17 protein-coding genes are annotated in these 21,841 nt (G+C 48.3%); 16 read left to right on the forward strand and 1 reads right to left on the reverse strand.

The genetic code is table 11. From position 1 onward, the window contains the following. Positions 1–185 precede the first annotated feature (185 nt). From BLS14_RS28580 to BLS14_RS28655, 16 genes are all read left to right on the forward strand, one after another. Positions 186–1,061 (forward strand): phosphoribosylaminoimidazolesuccinocarboxamide synthase, encoded by an 876-nt coding sequence (locus BLS14_RS28580; protein WP_063568204.1) that lies wholly within the window; start codon positions 186–188, stop codon positions 1,059–1,061. Between the two features lie 564 nt (positions 1,062–1,625). Then, positions 1,626–1,871: a phosphoribosylformylglycinamidine synthase subunit PurS gene (purS, locus tag BLS14_RS28585; protein ID WP_017690695.1), complete on the forward strand. Its 246-nt coding sequence runs from the start codon at positions 1,626–1,628 to the stop codon at positions 1,869–1,871. 4 nt (positions 1,872–1,875) lie between these two features. Then, positions 1,876–2,565, forward strand: a complete 690-nt coding sequence (purQ, locus tag BLS14_RS28590) for a phosphoribosylformylglycinamidine synthase subunit PurQ (RefSeq protein WP_024633543.1) — start codon at positions 1,876–1,878, stop codon at positions 2,563–2,565. Then, positions 2,543–4,786: a phosphoribosylformylglycinamidine synthase subunit PurL gene (purL, locus tag BLS14_RS28595; RefSeq protein ID WP_090955162.1), complete on the forward strand. Its 2,244-nt coding sequence runs from the start codon at positions 2,543–2,545 to the stop codon at positions 4,784–4,786. Before purQ ends, purL begins: the two co-directional genes overlap by 23 nt. Continuing rightward, entirely contained in the window at positions 4,771–6,249 is a 1,479-nt protein-coding gene (gene purF / locus BLS14_RS28600; protein WP_079697175.1) for an amidophosphoribosyltransferase, read from the forward strand. Before purL ends, purF begins: the two co-directional genes overlap by 16 nt. 924 nt (positions 6,250–7,173) lie before the next feature. Beyond that, positions 7,174–8,214 (forward strand): phosphoribosylformylglycinamidine cyclo-ligase, encoded by a 1,041-nt coding sequence (purM, locus tag BLS14_RS28605; RefSeq protein WP_090955164.1) that lies wholly within the window; start codon positions 7,174–7,176, stop codon positions 8,212–8,214. Further along, positions 8,214–8,831 (forward strand): phosphoribosylglycinamide formyltransferase, encoded by a 618-nt coding sequence (gene purN / locus BLS14_RS28610; RefSeq protein ID WP_063568061.1) that lies wholly within the window; start codon positions 8,214–8,216, stop codon positions 8,829–8,831. Before purM ends, purN begins: the two co-directional genes overlap by 1 nt. A 334-nt stretch (positions 8,832–9,165) precedes the next feature. Continuing rightward, positions 9,166–10,713: a bifunctional phosphoribosylaminoimidazolecarboxamide formyltransferase/IMP cyclohydrolase gene (gene purH / locus BLS14_RS28615; RefSeq protein WP_090955166.1), complete on the forward strand. Its 1,548-nt coding sequence runs from the start codon at positions 9,166–9,168 to the stop codon at positions 10,711–10,713. A 130-nt stretch (positions 10,714–10,843) separates the two neighbouring features. Next, a complete protein-coding gene (gene purD / locus BLS14_RS28620; RefSeq protein WP_063568063.1) occupies positions 10,844–12,109 on the forward strand; it encodes a phosphoribosylamine--glycine ligase in 1,266 nt (421 codons plus the stop codon). Between the two features lie 727 nt (positions 12,110–12,836). Then, positions 12,837–14,174, forward strand: coding sequence for a hemolysin family protein (locus BLS14_RS28625; protein WP_090955168.1), 1,338 nt, complete (start codon positions 12,837–12,839; stop codon positions 14,172–14,174). A 280-nt stretch (positions 14,175–14,454) separates the two neighbouring features. Beyond that, positions 14,455–15,543 (forward strand): hemolysin family protein, encoded by a 1,089-nt coding sequence (locus BLS14_RS28630; protein ID WP_063568065.1) that lies wholly within the window; start codon positions 14,455–14,457, stop codon positions 15,541–15,543. Between the two features lie 293 nt (positions 15,544–15,836). Continuing rightward, a complete protein-coding gene (locus BLS14_RS28635; protein WP_371121678.1) occupies positions 15,837–16,787 on the forward strand; it encodes a ring-cleaving dioxygenase in 951 nt (316 codons plus the stop codon). A 14-nt stretch (positions 16,788–16,801) separates the two neighbouring features. After that, entirely contained in the window at positions 16,802–17,407 is a 606-nt protein-coding gene (locus BLS14_RS28640) for an alpha/beta hydrolase (RefSeq protein ID WP_090955301.1), read from the forward strand. Between the two features lie 257 nt (positions 17,408–17,664). Beyond that, a complete protein-coding gene (locus BLS14_RS28645; protein ID WP_090955170.1) occupies positions 17,665–18,555 on the forward strand; it encodes an alpha/beta fold hydrolase in 891 nt (296 codons plus the stop codon). A 63-nt stretch (positions 18,556–18,618) separates the two neighbouring features. Beyond that, positions 18,619–19,911, forward strand: coding sequence for a threonine ammonia-lyase IlvA (gene ilvA, locus BLS14_RS28650; RefSeq protein ID WP_090955172.1), 1,293 nt, complete (start codon positions 18,619–18,621; stop codon positions 19,909–19,911). Continuing rightward, a complete protein-coding gene (locus BLS14_RS28655; RefSeq protein ID WP_090955174.1) occupies positions 19,911–20,513 on the forward strand; it encodes a GNAT family N-acetyltransferase in 603 nt (200 codons plus the stop codon). The genes ilvA and BLS14_RS28655 overlap by 1 nt, the downstream gene beginning before the upstream one ends. Positions 20,514–20,638: 125 nt before the next feature. On the opposite strand, the gene BLS14_RS28660 is transcribed toward BLS14_RS28655, so the two are convergent. Next, the gene (locus BLS14_RS28660; protein WP_090955176.1) at positions 20,639–21,604 is read right to left on the reverse strand and encodes a hypothetical protein; all 966 of its coding nucleotides are present in this window, start codon (positions 21,602–21,604) and stop codon (positions 20,639–20,641) included. Positions 21,605–21,841: the final 237 nt, after the last annotated feature.

Consider the following 21,841-nt stretch of genomic DNA (forward strand, 5'->3'; position numbering starts at 1 on the left):
AGAAGGCAGAAAAAACCTGGAGAAGCGAAGCGCTCGCCTTTATTCCCGGATTTTCACTTTGGAAAAGTAGAATCAAAAAATCCGGGAATAACAGCGATCGAAAGGTTGTTCTGCATTCGGAGTGGTTAGCGAGATTAGGGAAATGGAACTTATATTTTACATCTCCTGAAAGAAGGTGAGCCTCCATGGCGCTGTCCACTGCGGCAGATCTCGTTAAAGCTCCTTTGTTATATAAGGGAAAAGTACGTGAGTTGTACGATCTGGGTGAACATTTTCTCATCGTGGTTACGGATCGGATTTCGGCATTTGACTATGTGCTGGACCCAGCCGTTCCCGAGAAGGGCAATGTGCTTAATAAACTGAGCAGCTTCTGGTTTGAACTGACGGGCGACATGATGGATAACCACGTGGTGCATACGGATGTAAACCAATTGGGCGATATCATTACTGATCCTGAACTGCTCAAAGACCGCATCATGGTGACCCGCAAAGCCGAGCGCATTGATATTGAATGTGTGGTGCGTGGATACATTACCGGTGGCGGATGGAGACAATATGAGAAAAGCGGAGAGGTCAACGGCATCAAGCTGCCGGATGGACTTCGCAAAAACGCCAAGCTAGACGTTCCCATCTTTACCCCGGCAGCCAAAAACGATGTCGGTCACGACGAAGACATCCCGATGGACCGAATGAAAGAACTTGTCGGAGATGCTCTGGCGATTGAGCTTCAGGAAAAGAGCCTGCGTCTCTACGAATTTGCTCGCGACTATTGCGATCAGCGGGGAATCATTCTCGCAGACTGCAAATTCGAGTTCGGTATGGTCGATGGCAAAGTTATTCTGATCGATGAAATCTTCACGCCAGACGCTTCTCGCTTCTGGGCCAAAGAGAATTACGAACTCGACATCGAGATCGATAGCATGGATAAAGAGCCGGTACGCACATATCTGTTAGGCAGCGACTGGGACAAGAACAGCAAACCTGATCCGCTGCCACAAGAGGTAGTGGAGGCCACAACCGCAAGGTACGTCGATATTTATAACCGTCTAACGGAAAAGTAAGTTTGAGTAAGGGACGTTTGAGCTCGCTACGGGAAAGTTTGGCTTTCGATCGCTGTTGCCCCCGGAATGTTTTGATTGGAATCCTTTTTTCAAAAGGAAACATTCCGGTTGCAAAGGCGAGCACTTCGTTTCTCCAGCTCAAATCTTTCCCTCCGCCAGTTTCAAACTGGGGATGAGGCAATTAAGTGCGGAGGCTTCTCACAGGTAGGGAAGCCTGAAAAAATTACGAGAATTAAATTCATTGATTACTAAACTATTTTATAGACCATTCACTGTTTTCACGTAATGGTCAGACTAGACCATTACACACCGTGCAACGTAAAAGGTTTAGGCCTTTAAAAAACGTCGCATGGACTAGCGGAGGGGCGGAATTGTTCTTAAAGGAGCGATAGCGTTCGCCTTTGTCCCCGGGGTTTGACCGCATAGCGGGCCAAAACAATCCAAAAAACCTGGGGACAACAGCGACCGGAAAGAACAATCCGCCCCGGAGCAAGCTCCCCAAGTCACTTTTTTAACAGCGTAAAGCATTTATCCCGTTCATTACTGAGGAGGAACATAAGGATCATGATCAAAGCAACCGTATATGTCACTATTAAGCAAAGCGTACTCGACCCGCAAGGCGTAGCCGTTCAAGGAGCCCTGCATTCCATGGGATTCAACGAAGTGGAAAGTGTACGGATCGGTAAAGTCATGGAACTGAACCTGGATACAACAGATCGTGCGGAAGCGGAGAAACGATTGAAAGTCATGTGTGAGAAGCTGCTGGCCAACACCGTTGTTGAAGATTACCGCTACGAATTGGAGGGTTAATCCCATGAAATTTGCAGTTCTTGTGTTTCCTGGCTCCAACTGCGACATCGACTGTTACAAAGCAGTAGAAGATGCAATTGGACAAGAGGTTGATTATGTATGGCATACGGCTACAGATCTATCGGCTTATGATTGTATCCTAGTTCCAGGTGGTTTCTCTTATGGTGACTATCTGCGCTGCGGAGCGATCTCCCGTTTTGCACCCGTAATGAATGAGGTAGCTAAGGCTGCTGAACAAGGTAAATATATTCTCGGCATTTGTAACGGATTCCAGATCCTCACTGAGGCGGGATTGCTTCCAGGTGCATTGATCCGCAATATGTCGCTGAAATTCCGTTGTCACGATACGGTGTTGAAAGTAGCGAATGCAGATACTCCATTTACACGTGACTATGCACCTGGGGAAGAGATTGTTATTCCAATTGCTCACGGTGAAGGAAACTATTACTGTGACGAGGAAACACTCGCGAGTTTGCAGGCAAACAACCAGATCGTCTTTACGTATGGCAGCAACCCGAACGGTTCCCTGGGTGATATCGCGGGAATCTGTAATGAGGGTGGAAACGTGGTTGGTATGATGCCACATCCAGAGCGCGCGGTGGACTCACTGCTGGGTTCGGAAGACGGCAAACGTATGTTTACATCTATTTTGAAAGCATGGAGGGATCGGCATGACGCAGCAGCTATCCGCTAAGGAACCGACAGCAGAACAGGTCGCAGAACATAAACTTTACGCACAAATGGGCGTGTCTGACAGCGAGTATGAGCTGATCTGTGAGTTCATGGGGCGTAAGCCAAACTACACGGAAATTGGTGTGTTCAGTGTAATGTGGTCCGAGCACTGTGCTTATAAAAACTCCAAGCCATTGCTGCGCCGTTTCCCAACCACTGGACCACGTGTCCTGATGGGTCCGGGTGAAGGTGCCGGTATCGTGGATATCGGTGATAACCAGGCCGTTGTATTCAAAATTGAAAGCCATAACCATCCTTCCGCGGTTGAGCCTTATCAAGGTGCGGCAACAGGTGTGGGCGGCATTATCCGTGATATCTTCTCCATGGGCGCAAGACCAGTAGCTATACTGAACTCCCTTCGTTTTGGCAAGCTGGAGAGTGACCGCGTTAAATATTTGTTCGAGCATGTCGTATCAGGTATTGCTGGATACGGAAACTGTATCGGTATTCCTACCGTTGGTGGCGAAGTGATGTTTGATGAGAGCTACGAAGGAAATCCGCTGGTTAACGCCATGTGTGTGGGTCTGATTGATCATGACAAAATCCAGCGCGGCGTAGCTAAAGGTGTGGGGAACCCAGTGTATTATGTAGGGCCGCCAACAGGCCGGGATGGTATTCATGGAGCGACCTTTGCATCAGTTGAACTGACGGAAGAATCCGAGTCCCAACGGACAGCGGTTCAGGTCGGTGACCCGTTCATGGAAAAACTCGTAATGGAGTCTTGCCTCGAATTAATCGATACCGGTATCGTGCTTGGTATTCAGGATATGGGCGCAGCAGGTCTGACATGCTCCAGTGCGGAAATGGCAAGTAAGGCGGGCAATGGTCTGGAACTGTATCTGGATCAGGTGCCACAGCGTGAAGAAGGCATGACGCCTTATGAGATGATGCTGTCCGAGTCCCAGGAACGGATGCTGTTTGTCGTTGAGCCTAAGGATGAGGCGCAAGCGATGGAGATCTTTGAACGTTGGGGCGTTATCTGTGCAAAAGTCGGAAAAGTAACGGATGATGGACGTCTGAAATTGATTCACCATGGCGAAGTGGTTGGAGACATGCCGGTAACAGCACTGGTTGACGAGTGTCCGGTGTATGACAAACCTTCTTCTGTACCTGCTTACTACGAGCAAAGTGCCTCTATCGACACCCTTCGTTATGATGAAGTGTCGGATCTCGGCGGTGCATTGAAACAAGTGTTGGCATCCCCAACCGTGGCGAGCAAGAAGTGGGTTTATGATCAATATGACTACATGGTGCGTACAAGCACTGCCGTTCGTCCTGGTTCGGATGCAGCCGTAGTTACGATTCGTGGTACACGCAAAGGTCTCGCGATGACAACGGACTGTAATGGACGTTATGTTTATCTGGATCCTGAAGTAGGTGGACGGATTGCCGTAAGTGAAGCAGCGCGTAACATTGTATGTTCCGGTGCAGAGCCATTGGCAATCACGGACAACCTGAACTTCGGTAACCCGGAGAAGCCGGATATTTTCTGGCAAATGGAAAAAGCGGTAGACGGTATGGCGGAAGCTTGTCGTGTGCTGGATACGCCGGTCATCGGTGGTAACGTAAGTCTGTATAACGAAAACGCCAAAGGCTCCATCTATCCAACGCCAGTTGTCGGTATGGTAGGTCTCGTTCATGATACGGATCATATCACGACACAAGCATTCAAATCCGAAGGTGATGTTATCATCCTCCTCGGTGAAACGAAAGCTGAACTGGGTGGTAGCGAGCTGCAATACGCGGTTCATGGTCAAACGGAAGGTCGTCCACCAGAACTGAACTTGCAAACGGAAAAAGCATTGCTGGGAACCGTGCTGGAAGCAATTCAATCCGGTCTCGTTCGCTCTGCGCATGACTTGTCTGAAGGCGGCTTGGCTGTTGCACTCGCAGAGTCTTGTATCAGCGGTAACGTGGGTGCACAGGTTAATGTTGAGACGGCATTGCGTGCAGATCACGCCCTGTTCAGTGAGAGTCAATCTCGTATTCTGCTGTCGGCTTCGCCTGAGCAAGCAGGTAAGCTGGAAGCTTTTGTACGTGAACGTGGTGTGCCTGTAGCTGTTATTGGACGTGTAGAAGGAAGTAACCTGACAATTGAATTGAACGGAACATCAGCCGTGAACGAACCTGTAGGAGGTTTAGCTCAGGTCTGGGAGGATGCGATTCCATGTCTCATGAACTGACGACAGGACCATTGTGGACAGGTGATTATTATAACGAAGGGTCCGGCAAGGAAGGACTCGACAAATTAAAGGAAGAATGCGGAGTATTCGGGGTGTTCAAACATCCTGACGCCGCATCACTATCCTATTATGGCTTGCATGCCCTTCAACACCGGGGTGAAGAAAGTGCAGGGATGTGTGTAAGTGACGGTAACGAGTTTCACTACCACCGTGGTATGGGTCTGGTGAAGGAAGTTTTCACCAAAGACCTGATGCAGACGTTGACCGGGGATATCTCCATCGGACACGTTCGTTATTCAACCAGTGGTGACAGTAAGCTGACGAACGCACAACCATTGGTATTTAAATACCGCGATGGTGATCTGGCTGTAGCAACCAACGGAAATATCGTAAATGCGCCAACGATTCGGCGTGAATTGGAGCAGGGCGGGTCCATTTTTCAAACGACCAGTGATACCGAAGTTATTGCCCATCTAATCGCGAGATCTTCCAAAGGATTGGTAGAAGCCGCAAAGGATGCGTTCCAACGGATTGTGGGTGGTTATGCATTTCTGATCATGACCAACGACAAGTTGCTGGTTGCTTCTGATCCCCATGGTCTGCGTCCGCTCACAATGGGTAAATTGGGAGATGCGTATCTGTTTGCATCCGAAACATGTGCGCTGGAGACGATTGGTGCAGAGTTGATTCGTGACATTGAACCGGGCGAACTGTTGGTGCTGGATGCGGATGGTCTTCATGAAGACCGCTTCGATCATCACAAACACCGCAAGGCACTGTGTGCGATGGAGTATATTTACTTTGCCCGTCCGGACAGTGACATGAATGGTGCAAACCAGCACGCTGCGCGTAAACGGATGGGCAGTCGGATGGCGATTGAGTCGTTTGTCGATGCAGATCTGGTAACAGGTGTACCAGACTCCAGTATTTCTGCAGCAATCGGCTACGCCGAGCAGACGGGTATTCCGTATGAGATGGGTATGATCAAAAACAAATACACCGGACGTACGTTTATCCAGCCAAGCCAGGAACTGCGGGAACAAGGCGTGAAGATGAAACTGAGCGCTGTGCGCCGTGTGGTAGAAGGCAAACGCGTGGTCATGATTGACGACTCCATCGTACGGGGAACCACTTCCCGCCGGATCGTGAACATGCTGCGTGATGCCGGAGCAACAGAGGTGCATGTACGCATTACATCACCACCGTTCAAAAACCCGTGCTTCTACGGCATTGATACGCCTGACAGTCGCGAATTGATTGCCTCCCAGCTGTCGGTGGAAGAAATTTGCCGTGAAATTAACGCGGACTCCCTGTCGTTCCTCAGCCCGGATGGGCTGATTACGTCGATTCAGGGAGATAATCAGGATGACTATAAAGGCGGGCTTTGCCTTGCATGTTTTGATAACGATTACCCAACCCGCCTCGACTTCGGCGGCGAAGAGAAATTTGGCTGCAGCTGCTAGCTGTTATCCTGCGAGACAAACGTAACTCGTAGCCCGCGCCCTTAAGCCCCGCCTTGCGGAGCAACAGGGGCCAAGGCAGCAGTGCGAAGCAGCTACCCCCGGGCATAGCCCGAGCCCTTAGCCCCGCCTTGCGGAGCAATAGGGGCCAGGGCAGCCAAGCGAAGCAGCTGCCCCCGAGCGCAGCCCGGCCCTTAGCCCCGCCTTGCGGAGCAACAGGGGCCGGGCAGCCAGGCGAAGCAGCTACCCCCGGGCATAGCCCGAGCCCTTAGCCCCGCCTTGCGGAGCAATAGGGGCCAGGGCAGCCAAGCGAAGCAGCTGCCCCCGAGCGCAGCCCGGCCCTTAGCCCCGCCTTGCGAAGCAACAGGGGCCAAGGCAGCAATGCGAAGCAGCTACCCCCGGGCATAGCCCGAGCCCTTAGCCCCGCCTTGCGGAGCAATAGGGGCCAGGGCAGCCAAGCGAAGCAGCTGCCCCCGAGCGCAGCCCGGCCCTTAGCCCCGCCTTGCGAAGCAACAGGGGCCAAGGCAGCAATGCGAAGCAGCTGCCCCCGGGCGCAGCCCGGCCCTTAGCCCCGCCTTGCGAAGCAACAGGGGCCAAGGCAGCAGTGCGAAGCAGCTGCCCCCGAGCGCAGCCCGGCCCTTAGCCCCGCCTTGCGGAGCAATAGGGGCCAGGGCAGCCAAGCGAAGCAGCTGCCCCCGCGGGCTTGCCCCGCAGCGCAGCCGAGCGGGGTTCGCCGACCGATGGCCTTCGGCCAGCGGAATCGGCGAACAACCACGCGAGCACACGAACGAACCAACCATAGCAAGATCATACCAGCCACCCCTGCACCGCTTGTTTGGCGGGTGTCCAGAGGGCCTGCCAAGGTCCTATGGGGTCCTCCCGGGCGGGAGGATTTAGGAGGGGCGAAAAATAAGGAGCTGATTCCACTTGTCCGAAGCATACAAAAACGCCGGCGTCGATATCGCGGCAGGCAACGAAGCGGTTGAACGGATGAAAAAACACGTGAAGCGTACCTTCCGTCCGGAAGTGATGACAGATCTGGGAGGCTTTGGCGCCCTGTTCGGTTTGAACAAAGATAAATATGATGAGCCGGTGCTTGTATCCGGTACAGACGGTGTAGGAACTAAGCTGAAAATCGCATTTGCCATGGACCGTCATGATACCATCGGAATCGACGCGGTAGCCATGTGTGTGAACGACATAGTGGTACAGGGTGCAGAGCCGCTGTTCTTCCTCGACTATCTGGCTTGTGACAAAGTCATACCGGAGAAAATCGAAGCCATTGTTGCGGGAATCGCAGAAGGCTGTCATCAATCCGGTTGTGCATTAATCGGTGGGGAAACGGCTGAAATGCCGGGCATGTACAGTGAGGGTGAATACGATATTGCCGGATTTACCGTAGGTATCGTGGACAAAGTGAAAATCATTAACGGTACAACGATCTCTCCTGGCGACACAGTGATCGGACTTGCATCCAGCGGAGTGCATAGTAACGGATTCTCCTTGGTACGCAAACTTTTGTTAGAACAAGCCGGATTGGGCTTGCAGGATGAAGTCGCTGAATTGGGCGGCAAGCTGGGTGATGCACTGCTGGAACCAACGAAAATCTATGTAAAACCACTCCTGTCCCTGCTTGAAAAGGTAAAAGTAAAAGGCATGGCCCACATTACTGGTGGTGGCTTCATCGAGAACATCCCGCGTATGCTGCCAAGCAGCGTGAATGTAGATATTGATTATGGTTCTTGGCCGATTCTGCCAATCTTCAATCTGTTGCAAGAAAAGGGCTCCGTTTCGAACCGCGACATGTTCACCACGTTTAATATGGGGATCGGACTTGTGCTGGTCGTGAATGAAGCTGACGCAGTTGAAGCATTGGAACAACTGAAAGCATCGGGTGAAGAAGCGTACATCATTGGACGTGTGACCGAAGGAGATGCGCGAGTAACCTTCACGGGAGCGGATGTTTAATGGCGAACTACCGTATTGCTGTATTTGCCTCTGGTGAAGGGTCGAACTTTCAAGCATTGGTTGATGCAGCACGGAATGGAGGGCTGGGGGCATCCATAGATCTGCTGGTATGTGACAAACCGGCTGCACGTGTGGTGCAGCGGGCGCAGGAGGCAGGCGTGGAATGCCATCTGTTTACTCCTAAAAATTATGATTCCCGCGAAGCCTACGAGGCTGAGATCGTGGAAGTTCTTGAATCCAGAAACATTGACCTGGTTGTTCTTGCCGGATACATGAGATTGTTGACTTCGGTAGTCGTGGATCGCTATGCAGGAAGATTGATTAACATTCATCCGTCATTGTTGCCAGCGTTTGCAGGCAAAGATGCCATAGGGCAGGCACTGGAATATGGCGTTAAAATCACCGGGGTTACCGTCCACTTTGTGGATGGGGGAATGGATACAGGGCCGATTATTGCCCAGCACCCTGTTCCTATTTTGCCAGATGATACGCCTGAGTCAATCAGCCGTTCTATTCATGCGGCCGAACAGCAGTTATACCCCGAGGTTGTTTCCTGGTTTGCGCAAGGTCTGGTTCAGTTAGACGGACGTCACGTCACTGTTAACAAACCGGTTTGATATAAGTTGAAAATTTTTTTACACATTAACGGAGAGGATAGAAAAAACCTGAAGAAGCGAAGCGTTCGCCTAAAAGCTTTCTGAAAGAAAGCTGCATCGGAAGCATACGCTTTATCACCGGATTTTCCCTTTAAGAAAAGGGAATCAAAAATCTGGGGATAACTGCGATTAGAAGGTTGTTCTGTCATCGGAGTGTCTCGTGTAAACATCTTGGTTCAACTTGTATAACAGAAGTCGAAAATTGGTACGCATTTTGTGATATTTCTCGGGAAATAAATCGGTTGTGTTTCGCCATGAAACGCGAAGCCATGGGACATTAAAGGAGGAGCATATTGTGAGTATCAAAAGAGCGCTGGTCAGCGTATGGGATAAAACAGGCATCGTGGATTTTTGCCGCGAGCTGTCGCAAATGGGTGTGGAGATTATTTCGACAGGAGGTACAAGCAGTCTGTTGTCGAAGGAAGGCGTACCTGTCATCGGAATTTCGGATGTGACCGGATTCCCGGAGATTATGGACGGACGTGTTAAAACATTGCATCCAGCAGTGCATGGTGGTTTATTGGCTGTTCGTGACAGCGAAGAGCACAAGCGCCAGATGGAGGAGAATGGACTGGACTATATCGACCTCGTTGTTGTAAACCTGTATCCGTTCCAGGACACCATCGCCAAACCGGACGTAACGTATGAGGACGCAATCGAGAACATCGATATTGGTGGTCCAACCATGCTTCGTTCTGCTGCCAAAAACCATGCTTATGTTAGTGTTGTTGTAGACACAGCAGATTATGGCAAGGTGCTTGAAGAGGTCCGCAGCAATGGGGAGACCACACTCGAGACACGCAAACGGCTTGCGGCAAAAGTGTTCCGCCATACAGCGGCATACGATGCAGTTATTTCCGATTATCTCTCCAACCTGAACGGTGATCCACTGCCAGAGCGTCTGACGGTTACTTACGAAAAACTCCAGGATTTGCGCTATGGCGAAAATCCACATCAGCAGGCGGCATTCTACCGCAAACCGCTGGCAGCCCAAGATACGTTGACAACAGCCGAGCAATTGCATGGCAAAGAGTTGTCCTACAATAATATCAACGATGCGAACGCAGCTTTGCAGATTGTGAAAGAATTTGAAGAACCGGCAGTTGTGGCGGTTAAACATATGAATCCTTGCGGCGTGGGTATTGGCGAAAGCATCTACGAGGCTTATGGAAAAGCTTATGCGGCTGATCCAACCTCTATCTTTGGTGGAATCGTGGCAGCCAACCGCATTATCGATAGCGATACAGCGGCTAAACTGAGTGAAATTTTCCTGGAAATCGTACTGGCTCCTGACTTTACACAAGAGGCACTCGACATCCTGACCAAAAAGAAAAATATTCGTTTGCTCAAAACGGGTGAACTGAACGCTGCCCGTAATCGGGAGAGTAAGTTCGTAGTTACCTCCATCGACGGCGGTATGATTGTGCAACAAAGTGATGTGCATTCTATTGAAGCAAGCGAGCTCAAGGTAGTTACAGATCGTGCACCATCCGAAGAAGAACTGAAACAGCTGTTGTTTGGCTGGAAAGTGGTTAAGCACGTGAAATCCAATGCAATCGTGCTTGCAACAAACGACATGACTGTAGGTGTCGGCGCAGGGCAAATGAACCGTGTCGGCGCAGCCAAGATTGCTATTGAACAAGCTGGAGAACTAGCCAAGGGAGCCATTCTGGCATCCGATGCGTTCTTCCCAATGGGCGATACACTGGAACTTGCAGCCAAAGCTGGAGTTACAGCCGTTATTCAACCAGGTGGTTCGATCAAGGACGAAGAGTCCATCAAAGTAGCGAATGAATACGGCATTGCCATGGTCTTCACTGGCGTTCGTCACTTCAAACACTAGAGCGAAAAAGGTTTAATAAGGGGTGTCGCCTGTCATGCTTATGACTTATGGTACACCCCTTCTTTTTTAGGATATTTCAACACGTAATAGTATTACAAAACCAGTTATACACGGAGGGGGAACAACGCTAATGGATATTCTGGTAGTGGGCGGCGGTGGCCGGGAACACGCAATCATATGGGCACTGGCGAAAAGCCCGAAGGCAGGCAAGATTCATTGTGCTCCAGGAAATGCGGGCATTGCGCAGCTCGCCGAGTGTCATCCGATTGCGGTAAATGAATTCGATAAACTGACGGCACTCGCCGTGGAGCTTAACGTGGGATTGGTTGTTATTGGGCCAGACGATCCGCTCGCAGACGGCATTGTGGACGCTTTTGATAAAACAGGTATTCCGGTATTTGGACCACGCCGCAATGCAGCAGAGATTGAGGGCAGCAAAACGTTCATGAAAGACCTGCTGCACAAATACAATATTCCGACTGCAGCCTATGAGAAGTTCGACAATTACGAGCAAGCGCAGACTTATCTGAATGAGCAGGCCATCCCTGTGGTAATCAAGGCCGATGGGTTGGCGGCTGGAAAAGGCGTTACCGTAGCCTATTCCCGTGATGAGGCTGACCAGGCACTCCGCAGCATTATGGTGGAGAAAGTATTTGGTGAAGCAGGAGCCAAAGTCATCATCGAAGAATTCTTGGCAGGTCAGGAAATGTCGATTTTGGCTTTTGTCGATGGGGAGACCGTTCGTCCGATGGCTGCTGCACAAGATCACAAACCGGTATTCGACAATGATCAGGGGCCAAACACGGGCGGAATGGGTACGTACTCACCATTGCCACACATTCCAGCCTCCATTATTGAAGAAGCGGTAGAGACGATTATCAAACCAACAGCCAAAGCGATGGTATCCGAAGGGCGCCCGTTCCGAGGTGTATTGTTTGCCGGGCTGATGATTTCACCAGATGGTAAACCCAAAACGATTGAGTTCAACGCGCGCTTCGGTGATCCCGAGACACAGGTTGTATTGCCGCGTCTGAAGAGTGATCTGCTCGACATTTTCTGGGCAACTGTGCATGGGAAATTGGCGGATATCGAGATTGAATGGAGCGACGAAGCCGCTGTATGTGTGGTGCTTGCATCTGGAGGCTATCCTGGTCCATATGCAAAAGGTGTTGTCATTGAAGGACTGGATCAAGTCGACGAAGCAGTGGTATTCCATGCTGGAACAGCACGCAATGAATCTGGAGAATGGGTCACCAATGGTGGACGAATTCTAGGCGTTGTGGGTCTTGGTTCTGATATTGCCGAAGCTAGAAACAAAGCCTACGCTCAAGCGGAACGTATCCATTTTGACGGTAAACATCAACGTTCTGATATTGCTGCCAAAGCGTTGGTATAACTAATTCTAATGAATTGTAACTTGATAAAGTGAAACCTAAGGGCCCGTAAAGATGTACACCGAAAAAAGGTGTTTGCATCCTGCGGGTCCTTTTCAACGTATACATAATTATCGTTTCATTGCTGGACTTGTTACTGTCCGGATAAGGCAAAGAAGAATGGTTGTACTTAGAGGCCTATAGCAGGTTTAATCGACTAAAGTAAAGGGTACCATTTCTATAAACTGGTCTATACTAATTATGTGAACCATATCACATAAAATGAACTGTAGATGCGAGAAAGACCACATACATAAAAGTTTATTTTGTGAACTCATTTTATAATCTATATTCCAAACCATAACGTGCAACTGGATGGTTTGGCGTAGAACATGTTATACTTTTCTGAAACAGGAATGAATAAGAGGGGAGGTGGATATCTATTGGGAAGGCGATATTGTAAACTGTCCAAATGGAGAATTTTGGTGGAGTAAATCGAGAAACAATGACAGCATGAGGGGGAACCCTGTTTTTAGTGAAGTAGTTTCTATAAGTGATTGACTTCATCCTGAATTCCTGTTTTGCAATTTTACAAGGTCAAAGTACAACCTATACACAATTTATCATTTATCGATTTCATATAAGGCATACGCCATATTGAACGTCAATCAGCTGTTGAATGGTTAACCAAGTTAACCGATGACGCTGTAACTATCTCTGGAGGTGAATCCCTGAGAATCGGGGAAATCATTGGACATAATCACCATATTAAATATTGTATTACTCATTATCTTGATTGCGTTGACCGCCTTTTTCGTTGCATCTGAGTTCGCTGTGGTTAAGATTCGTACATCAAGAGTGGATCAACTGGTTGCCGAGGGGAATAAAAAAGCCATATTGGCCAAAAAAGTAGTCTCGGACCTCGATTATTATCTGTCAGCCTGTCAGCTCGGTATTACCGTAACTGCCCTTGGATTGGGAGCGCTCGGTAAGCCAACCGTTGAAAGGTTGTTATACCCGGTATTTAATTATCTGGACGTATCAGCTTCCATATCGGCGGTTGCTTCCTATGCGATTGCCTTTATCCTTGTCACGTTCCTGCACGTTGTGGTTGGGGAGATGGCTCCCAAAACGATGGCGATTCAATTTTCGGAAAAATTGACGCTGTTGCTCTCGCCACCGCTATATTGGTTCGGAAAAATTATGTATCCTTTCATTTGGGCGCTGAATGGTGCATCCCGCGTGCTTCTTAGGGCATTTGGCGTGAAGCCTGCCGGACATGAACAGGCCTACTCGGAGGATGAGATCAAAATCATCATGAACCAGAGTTATGAAGGAGACGAGAACAACAAGACCAAGCTTTCATATCTGGAAAACGTATTCGTGTTCGATGAGCGTGATGCCAAAGATATCATGGTTCCGAGGACAGAGCTTGTGACACTTAATCAGAATATGACTTATGACGATATCATTCCGATATTGGATGAGCATAATTATTCACGTTATCCCGTCATCGAGGATGGGGACAAGGACCGAATTGTCGGTGTTGTGAATGTGAAAAAGATTTTGCCTGACATGGTTGCCCTTAGGGAGCACCAACTTATCGATTTTGTTCGGGAGATTCCCTTCGTTTCTGAAGTTACAAGTATCCAGGATGCGATGATCAAGATGCAGCAGGAACGAGTGCACATGGCTGTGGTCGTGGATGAATACGGAGGTACTTCGGGTATCATTACAATGGAGGATATTCTGGAGGAGCTTGTCGGCGAGATTCGTGATGAGTTCGATGCTGATGAAGTTGCTGACATTCAGGTAACCGGAGAGAACCAATATCTCATTAACGGCCGGGTGCTGCTGGATGAGTTGGAGCGGCAGTTTGGGATTGTTTTTGAAGGCAACGAAGAAATGGATACTGTGGCCGGATGGATTCAATTCCAGAAGGGTGTCGGTGTGGAACAAGGTGATACGGTAGAACACGGTGATTACGTCTGGACCGTTGTAGACGCAGAAAATTTTCACATTAAGCAGGTTCTGCTTGAACGTGTATACGGTACTCAGGTCGATGAATCTGCCAGTGACCTGGCGTGATGTTGGTTCGATCATGACTGTAATCTAGGGTATGACTGCCCATTTGGCTACTGCCCTCAGAATTTAAATGTTTTGGCAACGTAGCAGTGTAGGGGACGGAATCGATTCTGAAGAAGCGTAGCGTTCGCGTTTGCAAACCAATTTTAAACCTTTGAAAACAACAATTAGGGAAATTTGGAGGCAATGGCGATCGGAAGAACGAGCCGTCACCGGAACGTCACTCGTGCAACCTTAATATAAATTTTACTTGGAGGTGAATCCCTCAGATTGAGGGAAATCATTGGACGGAATAATAGCCTTAAACTTATTTTTAGTAGCCGTATTTATAGGATTGACCGCCTTTTTCGTTGGAGCGGAATTTGCAATTCTGAAAGTACGGATGTCCCGAATAGATCAGCTGATCTTGGAAGGGAACAAAAAAGCGGTGTTGGCCAAAAAAGTGGCTCACAATCTGGATTATTATCTATCTGCGTGTCAATTGGGTATCACGATCACAGCACTGGTATTGGGTGCGTTGGGTGAACCCACTGTTGAGAAAATGCTGCATCCGCTGTTTGAGCGATTGGAAGTCCCAGCGGCGTTGTCTACGGTACTTTCGTACGGGATTGCCTTGGCAATCATCACGTTCCTGCATGTGGTTATCGGTGAATTGGCACCGAAAACACTGGCGATCCAGTTTGCAGAGAAGATGACACTATTGCTTGCACCACCGCTGTATTGGTTTGGTAAGATCATGAATCCGTTCATCTACGCGCTGAATGGGGCTGCCCGTCTATTGCTTGGCATCTTCGGTATAAAACCAGCCGGTCACGATACAGTTCACTCCGAAGAGGAACTGAAGCTGATTATGGCGCAGAGTTATGAGAGTGGAGAAATTAATCAAACAGAGCTGGACTACCTCAAAAACATTTTTGCTTTTGATGAACGTTTGCTTCAGGAGATTATGATCCGCAAAGAAAAAATCGTCACGCTGGACAAAGAAATGCCGCTGGAACGTATGATTGAGGTTCTAAAGCAGCATGAATATACACGTTTCCCGGTGATCGAAAAAGGAAATCAGGATCACTTCGTTGGATTTATTCATACAAAGGAAATGCTTACGAGTGTTGCCGCAGGCCGGGCTTTCAACATGGATACGTTTGTACACGACATGTTGAAATTTTCGGAGTTATCGCCGATTAAGGATGTCTTGGTCCAGATGCAGCAAAGTCGTTCCCATATCGCATCAGTGCATAATGCAGAAGGGGAAACAGTTGGTCTGGTTACGATGGAGGATATTCTTGAAGAAATTGTTGGGGATATCAAGGATGAGTATGATGGCAAAGATCTGGTTCAACCGTCTAAGCGATTAAAATTAACTAAAGCGTAATACGAAGTTTCAAGGATTGATGTTTTGTGGTGGCAAGCAATTGAATAAGATTTAAGGAAAACAGGTTTCCGAGTGATCGGGGCCTGTTTTTTGTCCATCTCAGTATACTCAGGCGTAATTCAGCAGGTTAAAAAAGCATATATCTTAACTTTAAAACAAAAGCTTGCTTATTTAGGGCCAATGGATTAATATAAATTTAAAGAATCTTAATTTAAAGATAAATAACAAAAAGCAATGCATAACAAACTGCTAAATATAACAATGAACCAAATAAAACTAAGGGAGTGGAGATTATGTTCAGAACTTCAGGAATCCATCACGTTACGGCTTTTGTAGATGATGCACAGAAGAATGTTGATTTTTATGCAGGTGTATTGGCACTGAGACTAGTGAAAAAAACGATTAACTTTGATGCACCGGATGTGTACCATCTGTATTATGGCAATGAGGATGGGGCACCGGGTACTATTATCACCTTCTTCCCTCAACAAAATGCCAGAAGAGGTGTCATCGGTGCAGGACAGACTGGCGTAACTGTATATGCGATTCCGATGGGCAGTCTGCCATTCTGGAAAGAACGTCTGACCTCCTTCGATATTCCTTTTGAAAATAAAACAAGATTTGGCGAGCAGTACATTCGCTTCTTCGATAAAGGCGGTCTGTTGCTCGAATTGGTCGAGCGAAAAGGAGGCCAGCCAAGCCAGTGGGCATTCAACGGTGTACCGTCGGAACATGCTATCAAAGGTTTTGGTGGAGCTGTATTATTCAGCCATGTACCTGACAAAACAACGGAAGTGCTGACAACGATGCTCGGTCTGGAACAGGTAGGGGAAGAGGGTGGAATCATTCGTCTGCAGGCGAGCGGTGATATCGGTCAACTGATCGACATTCAATCGACTGGAATCCAGCGGGGAATTGGCGGAGCAGGGACGGTTCACCATATCGCATGGCGTGCAAAAGATTATGTCGAGCACGAACAAATGCAGCAGGAGCTTCAAAATGCGGGATATCATCCAACTCCTGTCATTGACCGTCAGTACTTCAACGCTGTGTATTTCCGGGAACCGGGAGGTATACTGTTTGAACTGGCTACTGATCCTCCAGGATTTGCACGGGATGAACCACAGGAGAGCATGGGCCAAAAGCTGATGCTGCCTGAATGGTACGAACCACAGCGTGAGCAGATTGAACAGTTGCTGCCACCTATTCAAGTACGTGAATGGAAAGGAGAGTCCAAATCATGAGTACTACTAATACAATGAAACATATTTATAAAGCAGGTTCTCAGCCAAATGCACCCACCCTTTTGTTGCTGCACGGGACAGGTGGAACGGAGAACGATCTGGTAGGTCTGGCCGAGATGATTGCCCCAGGAGCTGGTATTCTGGGGGTGCGTGGTAACGTATCTGAAAATGGAATGCCCCGTTTCTTCCGCCGTTTGGCGGAAGGGGTGTTTGACGAAGAAGATCTCATTGCACGGACAGCGGAATTGGGTTCATTTGTGGATGCAGCTGCTGTGGAGTATGGCTTTGATCGTGCCAATGTCTTCGCACTGGGCTATTCCAACGGAGCAAACATTGCAGCAAGTCTGATCTTCCATCAGGCTGACGTATTCAAAGGAGCGATTCTGCACCATCCGATGGTACCGCTTCGTGGTTTGGAATTGCCAGACCTGAAGGGGCTGCCTGTATTCATCGGCGCAGGAGAGAATGATCCAATTGTGCCGAAACGTGAAACGGATGAATTGGCCTCACTACTTAGCGGTGCAGGTGCAGCTGTGCACATGCACTGGGAGGGTCAGGGGCATCAGTTGACCCGTACCGAGGCGGAGGCTGCTGCGGCTTGGTTTAAGACTCAGGCTTAAAAAATTTGACTGGCATTTTAAAAGGGATGTCCCATAGGTCATGAAAATGACGGGGACATCCCTTTTTTGCCGTTTTTAAGGTTTAACGAACCGAGCAGCATGCTACTCGTGCCAATTTCCAACGATCCACTTTTTAATGAATCAGAGCGACACTATGCCTTGTCCTAAAGTATGGAATAATCTATAATCAAGTAATTGATAATGATTTTCAATTAGATTCGGTTTGTTATGACTATGCGTGTAATCAGGAGGGGAAGATGAAGCCTAACCATAGTTCACATTCTTTTGGTTCAAGTGCATTTATTCAGACACGGGATGGTCGCAAACTACATTATATGTCCAGAGGAACAGGCGATCTGACCGTTGTATTTGAGTCCGGTATGGGCTTCTCACGATCGACTTGGGGGCTGGTAGCACCTGCAGTTGCTGAATATGCACATGCTGTTGTGTACGACAGGTCGGGGGCAGGACGAAGTGAAATTGATTCGTCTCCGCGCAAACTTCGTAGAATAGCAGAAGACCTGGACGATCTGCTGACTGCATTGGGACCTGGTCCGTTCATATTAGTAGGGCACAGCTGGGGAGGCCCCATTGTACGAGCGGCTGCGGCCTCGAACCTGTCACGATTAAGGGGGATCATCCTGGTTGATCCTTCAGACGAGCATTGCCAATTGTACTTCTCCAAAGCAGCCAAATTCAATTTTGCCTTGAACAGTCTCCTAATTCCACTCATGGCACGTACAGGATTGTACAGATTATTAGGCAGCAGACCTGGAAGTGTTCAGCCTGACGATATTGTCAGGGATCACCGTTCAGAGGATTTCACTGTACAGGCGGCTAAGACTATGGTTGCAGAGTCGAAACCTTTTCTGAATGACTTGGCTTCCTTGCTGGTTACTCCTCTCGATCTTGGTGATTTGGAAGTTAGCATCATCTCAGGTACGAAAACGGGCATGGGAGAACGTAAAATAAGACCCGCTATTATCGAGGCACACCGCCGGACTGTGAGTACTTTAACGAATGCAAAATGGATTGGAGCCGATCAATCCAGCCATATGGTCATGTTTACAGATCCCCAAGTCATTGTTGATGAAATATTGCGAATGGTAAATGATGCGAGCTCAGGCGCAAGAACAGAACAAAAGTGATACAATAAAAAGAAAAAGCAATGCTTGCATTGCCAACCAAGATAAGCGGAGTGTGGATAAGAGATGAAACCAGTGGAACAAGAACCAACGGGAACTGCCAATCCCGGCCGTACCGGTGTTGGCATGGAAGATATCGTGCGCGCACATCATGTGCTGCGTGAAGTCATTGTAAGAACGCCTTTACAGCGGGATGCTGTATTGTCGGCCAAATATAACTGTAATGTGTATCTTAAACGGGAAGATCTGCAGGTGGTACGTTCGTTTAAAATTCGTGGAGCTTACAACATGATTCGTAGTCTGACTCCGGCTCAACTGGAGAAAGGCATTGTCTGCGCGAGCGCAGGTAACCATGCGCAGGGCGTTGCTTTTTCCTGTAACGCGCTTAGCATCCATGGCAAAATCTTCATGCCTAGCACAACTCCTAATCAGAAGGTGAAACAGGTACGTCGATTTGGTGGAGATAATGTCGAAGTTGTGCTGACAGGTGATACGTATGATGATGCTTATGAAGAAGCTATGCGTGCCTGTAATGAACAGGGCATGACGTTTATCCATCCGTTCGACCAGCCGAAGATCATTGCAGGTAATGGTACGGTGGCGATGGAAATCATGGAGAGTCTGGATGAAAAAGCGGATTATGTTTTCGTCACAATCGGTGGTGGCGGCCTGGCTGCCGGTGTTGGAACCTACATGAAGACGGTTAGCCCGGAAACACGTATCATTGGCGTAGAACCACTTGGCGCGGCTTCCATGAGTGAAGCCATGTTCCGTAAGCAGGTTGTCACGTTGGATGATATTGATAAATTCGTGGATGGTGCTGCGGTGAAACGTGTTGGTGACCTGACCTTCGACATCTGTAGTGAAACGTTGGATGACATTGTGAAGGTGCCTGAGGGCAAAGCCTGCACCACCATTTTGGAGCTATATAATGAAAATGCTATCGTTGTGGAGCCTGCCGGTTCTCTAGCGGTTGCTGCACTGGAGCAGTATTGCGAACAAATTGCGGGTAAGACGGTTGTCTGTGTGATCAGCGGCGGCAACAATGATATCGATCGGATGCAGGAAATCAAAGAACGTTCGTTGATCTACGAAGGTTTGAAATATTATTTCATGGTCAATTTCCCACAACGTGCGGGAGCTTTGCGTGAATTCCTTGTGGAAGTATTGGGACCCAATGACGACATTGCCCGTTTTGAATATACGAAGAAGCATGATAAGGAAAATGGACCTGCCTTGGTGGGCATCGAGTTGATGTACAAGGAAGATTACCAGCCGCTGATTGAACGTATGAATCGTAAAGGCCTCGCGTATACCGAGCTGAACAAAAATCTCAATCTGTTCAACATGTTAATCTGATGAATCAATCCAATGTGAAGTCGGACCGTAGTGAGGCACAGCCTCTGTTGAGACCTGCTCGCAAAGAAGAAGCGGCACAAGTCATTCCTCTGCTTTATCAGGCGATTGGTGATATTGCCTATGCTCTGGCGGGTGAAGGTGAGCATGAGAAAGCGATGCAGATATTGCAGCAATTTTACGTACAGGAAGACAATCGGATCAGTTATCGCAATATAACGGTAATGGAGCAGAACGAACAGGTCGCTGGAATACTGGTAGCGTATGATGGCGGTGAAGCAGATCTTCTGGATCAGCCAATACTGGATCGGCCTGGTCGGAGTACAGATGAGAAATATACGTTGGTCAAAGAAACCCGTCCCGGGGAGTATTATCTAGATACTCTATCCGTAAGCGAAGCGTATCAGGGACAGGGTATCGGCAAGGCATTGATGGCTGCTTTTGAGCAGCAGGGGAGGGAACTTGGACACTCCCAGGTGTCCCTCATTGTTGAACGTGACAATGGTCGTGCCTTAATGTTGTACGAACGCCAGGGCTATATCAAGGATGAAGTAATTGTCATTGGTGGACATGAGTATAACCATATGGTCAAGCCAATTCTGTAGTTCTTGAATCTGAGTTAGCCTGGTATAGGAGATTCAATTCATCGATAGAATCCAAAGAAAACCGACATGGGAGCGAATCCTATGTCGGTTTTCTTGTGCTTTAGGTGATTAATATCATGAATTATTTAATTGCCGGCATCCGCCCCGGTCGGAACATTCTGTTCTAGCCATTTCTCCACCGCAGCTGTTTTCTCATACTTTGCTTCCTTAACCACATCCATAAAGGCATCCAGCTTGGTGAGGAATTCACTATCGACGGATGCAAGACGCTGCAAGACGCCGTTGTACCCTCTCTGGGCGTTCGCTACCATTTTGTTCGTTTCATAATCAAAGAGCGGTGTATTGTTCAGCCCATAAAAGGTATACAGGGTATAACTGTTCAACAAATCCTGCACCTGCTTGGCCCGATTCGATTTCGGATAAAGCTCCAGGAATCTTTCCTGGCTGAGTGCTCGAAGGAGAATTTCCTGATAGCCAATGACCAGAGCACCGTCATCCGCTGGTAAGTTTTTCGTTTCCTTCATCATGATGATGATGTAGCTTGAAATATCCTCTGTAATATCAGAGGTATATTTCACGAGTGCCGCATAATTCATGATGGGATAGAGAGAGCCTTCTAGCATGACGAGGCGATAGCCGCTGTCTCGGGCTTCTTTTAATAGTGCACGCAGATCGGAGTCCTGGGTACGCTCCATGAGTTTGGTGAAGCTGTCGTTCGTTTGGTATGCCTTGAGCATCTTGTCCTGAACGTTAGGAACGAGCAAGCGGTCCGTCATGGAGGTTAGATTCTTCAGGCGTGCATTCTCCAATTGAAGCACCATTAGGGTGGCGTGATGCTTTGTTACTTTTTTGATATTGGATTCCAGAAAGGTGTCAGCGGCGGGTAAGCCGTTCTTTTTTTTGAGCATGGACTGAAATGTTTTATATATGGCGGTTGAACTGCTGGTGGTTACTTTGGTATCCGGGCTTGAAGGAGCGGCAGTAGCAACTCCGGATGTAGCTGCGGTTCCTGTGAAAATTGCAGCAATGGTAAGGAATGTGAGGAAGAATCGCATCCCTTTGCGTTGTCCATATAAATACGATGATGTCATCTGTGTGAACCTCCCGTAATTTTAAAAATAATAGGTTGTTATTCACTATACATTAAACGAATTTGGGAAGGATGTTGTTGCGGAATAATGACAAATTATTCTGTTATTTTTAACCTTTGGAGGGTAGATGGTGTAAGGACATTTCTGCGAAAATATTTTTTGTGGGATTGGAAACTTTTACTGATGTTCATACGTCTTAGATGTGCACAGGAAATTACAGGAATAAAATGAAATTCA

Source organism: Paenibacillus sp. OK060 (assembly GCF_900101205.1).
GTDB lineage: Bacteria > Bacillota > Bacilli > Paenibacillales > Paenibacillaceae > Paenibacillus > Paenibacillus marchantiae.

What these genes read in the sequence shown, in the direction of transcription:
- BLS14_RS28580 (WP_063568204.1), top strand. Translation starts at nt 186, where the DNA reads ATGGCGCTGTCCACTGCGGCAGATCTCGTTAAAGCTCCTTTGTTATAT.
- purS (WP_017690695.1), top strand. Translation starts at nt 1,626, where the DNA reads ATGATCAAAGCAACCGTATATGTCACTATTAAGCAAAGCGTACTCGAC.
- purQ (WP_024633543.1), top strand. Translation starts at nt 1,876, where the DNA reads ATGAAATTTGCAGTTCTTGTGTTTCCTGGCTCCAACTGCGACATCGAC.
- purL (WP_090955162.1), top strand. Translation starts at nt 2,543, where the DNA reads ATGACGCAGCAGCTATCCGCTAAGGAACCGACAGCAGAACAGGTCGCA.
- purF (WP_079697175.1), top strand. Translation starts at nt 4,771, where the DNA reads ATGTCTCATGAACTGACGACAGGACCATTGTGGACAGGTGATTATTAT.
- purN (WP_063568061.1), top strand. Translation starts at nt 8,214, where the DNA reads ATGGCGAACTACCGTATTGCTGTATTTGCCTCTGGTGAAGGGTCGAAC.
- purD (WP_063568063.1), top strand. Translation starts at nt 10,844, where the DNA reads ATGGATATTCTGGTAGTGGGCGGCGGTGGCCGGGAACACGCAATCATA.
- BLS14_RS28635 (WP_371121678.1), top strand. Translation starts at nt 15,837, where the DNA reads ATGTTCAGAACTTCAGGAATCCATCACGTTACGGCTTTTGTAGATGAT.
- BLS14_RS28640 (WP_090955301.1), top strand. Translation starts at nt 16,802, where the DNA reads ATGAAACATATTTATAAAGCAGGTTCTCAGCCAAATGCACCCACCCTT.
- BLS14_RS28645 (WP_090955170.1), top strand. Translation starts at nt 17,665, where the DNA reads ATGAAGCCTAACCATAGTTCACATTCTTTTGGTTCAAGTGCATTTATT.
- ilvA (WP_090955172.1), top strand. Translation starts at nt 18,619, where the DNA reads ATGAAACCAGTGGAACAAGAACCAACGGGAACTGCCAATCCCGGCCGT.
- BLS14_RS28655 (WP_090955174.1), top strand. Translation starts at nt 19,911, where the DNA reads ATGAATCAATCCAATGTGAAGTCGGACCGTAGTGAGGCACAGCCTCTG.
- BLS14_RS28660 (WP_090955176.1), bottom strand. Translation starts at nt 21,604, where the DNA reads ATGACATCATCGTATTTATATGGACAACGCAAAGGGATGCGATTCTTC.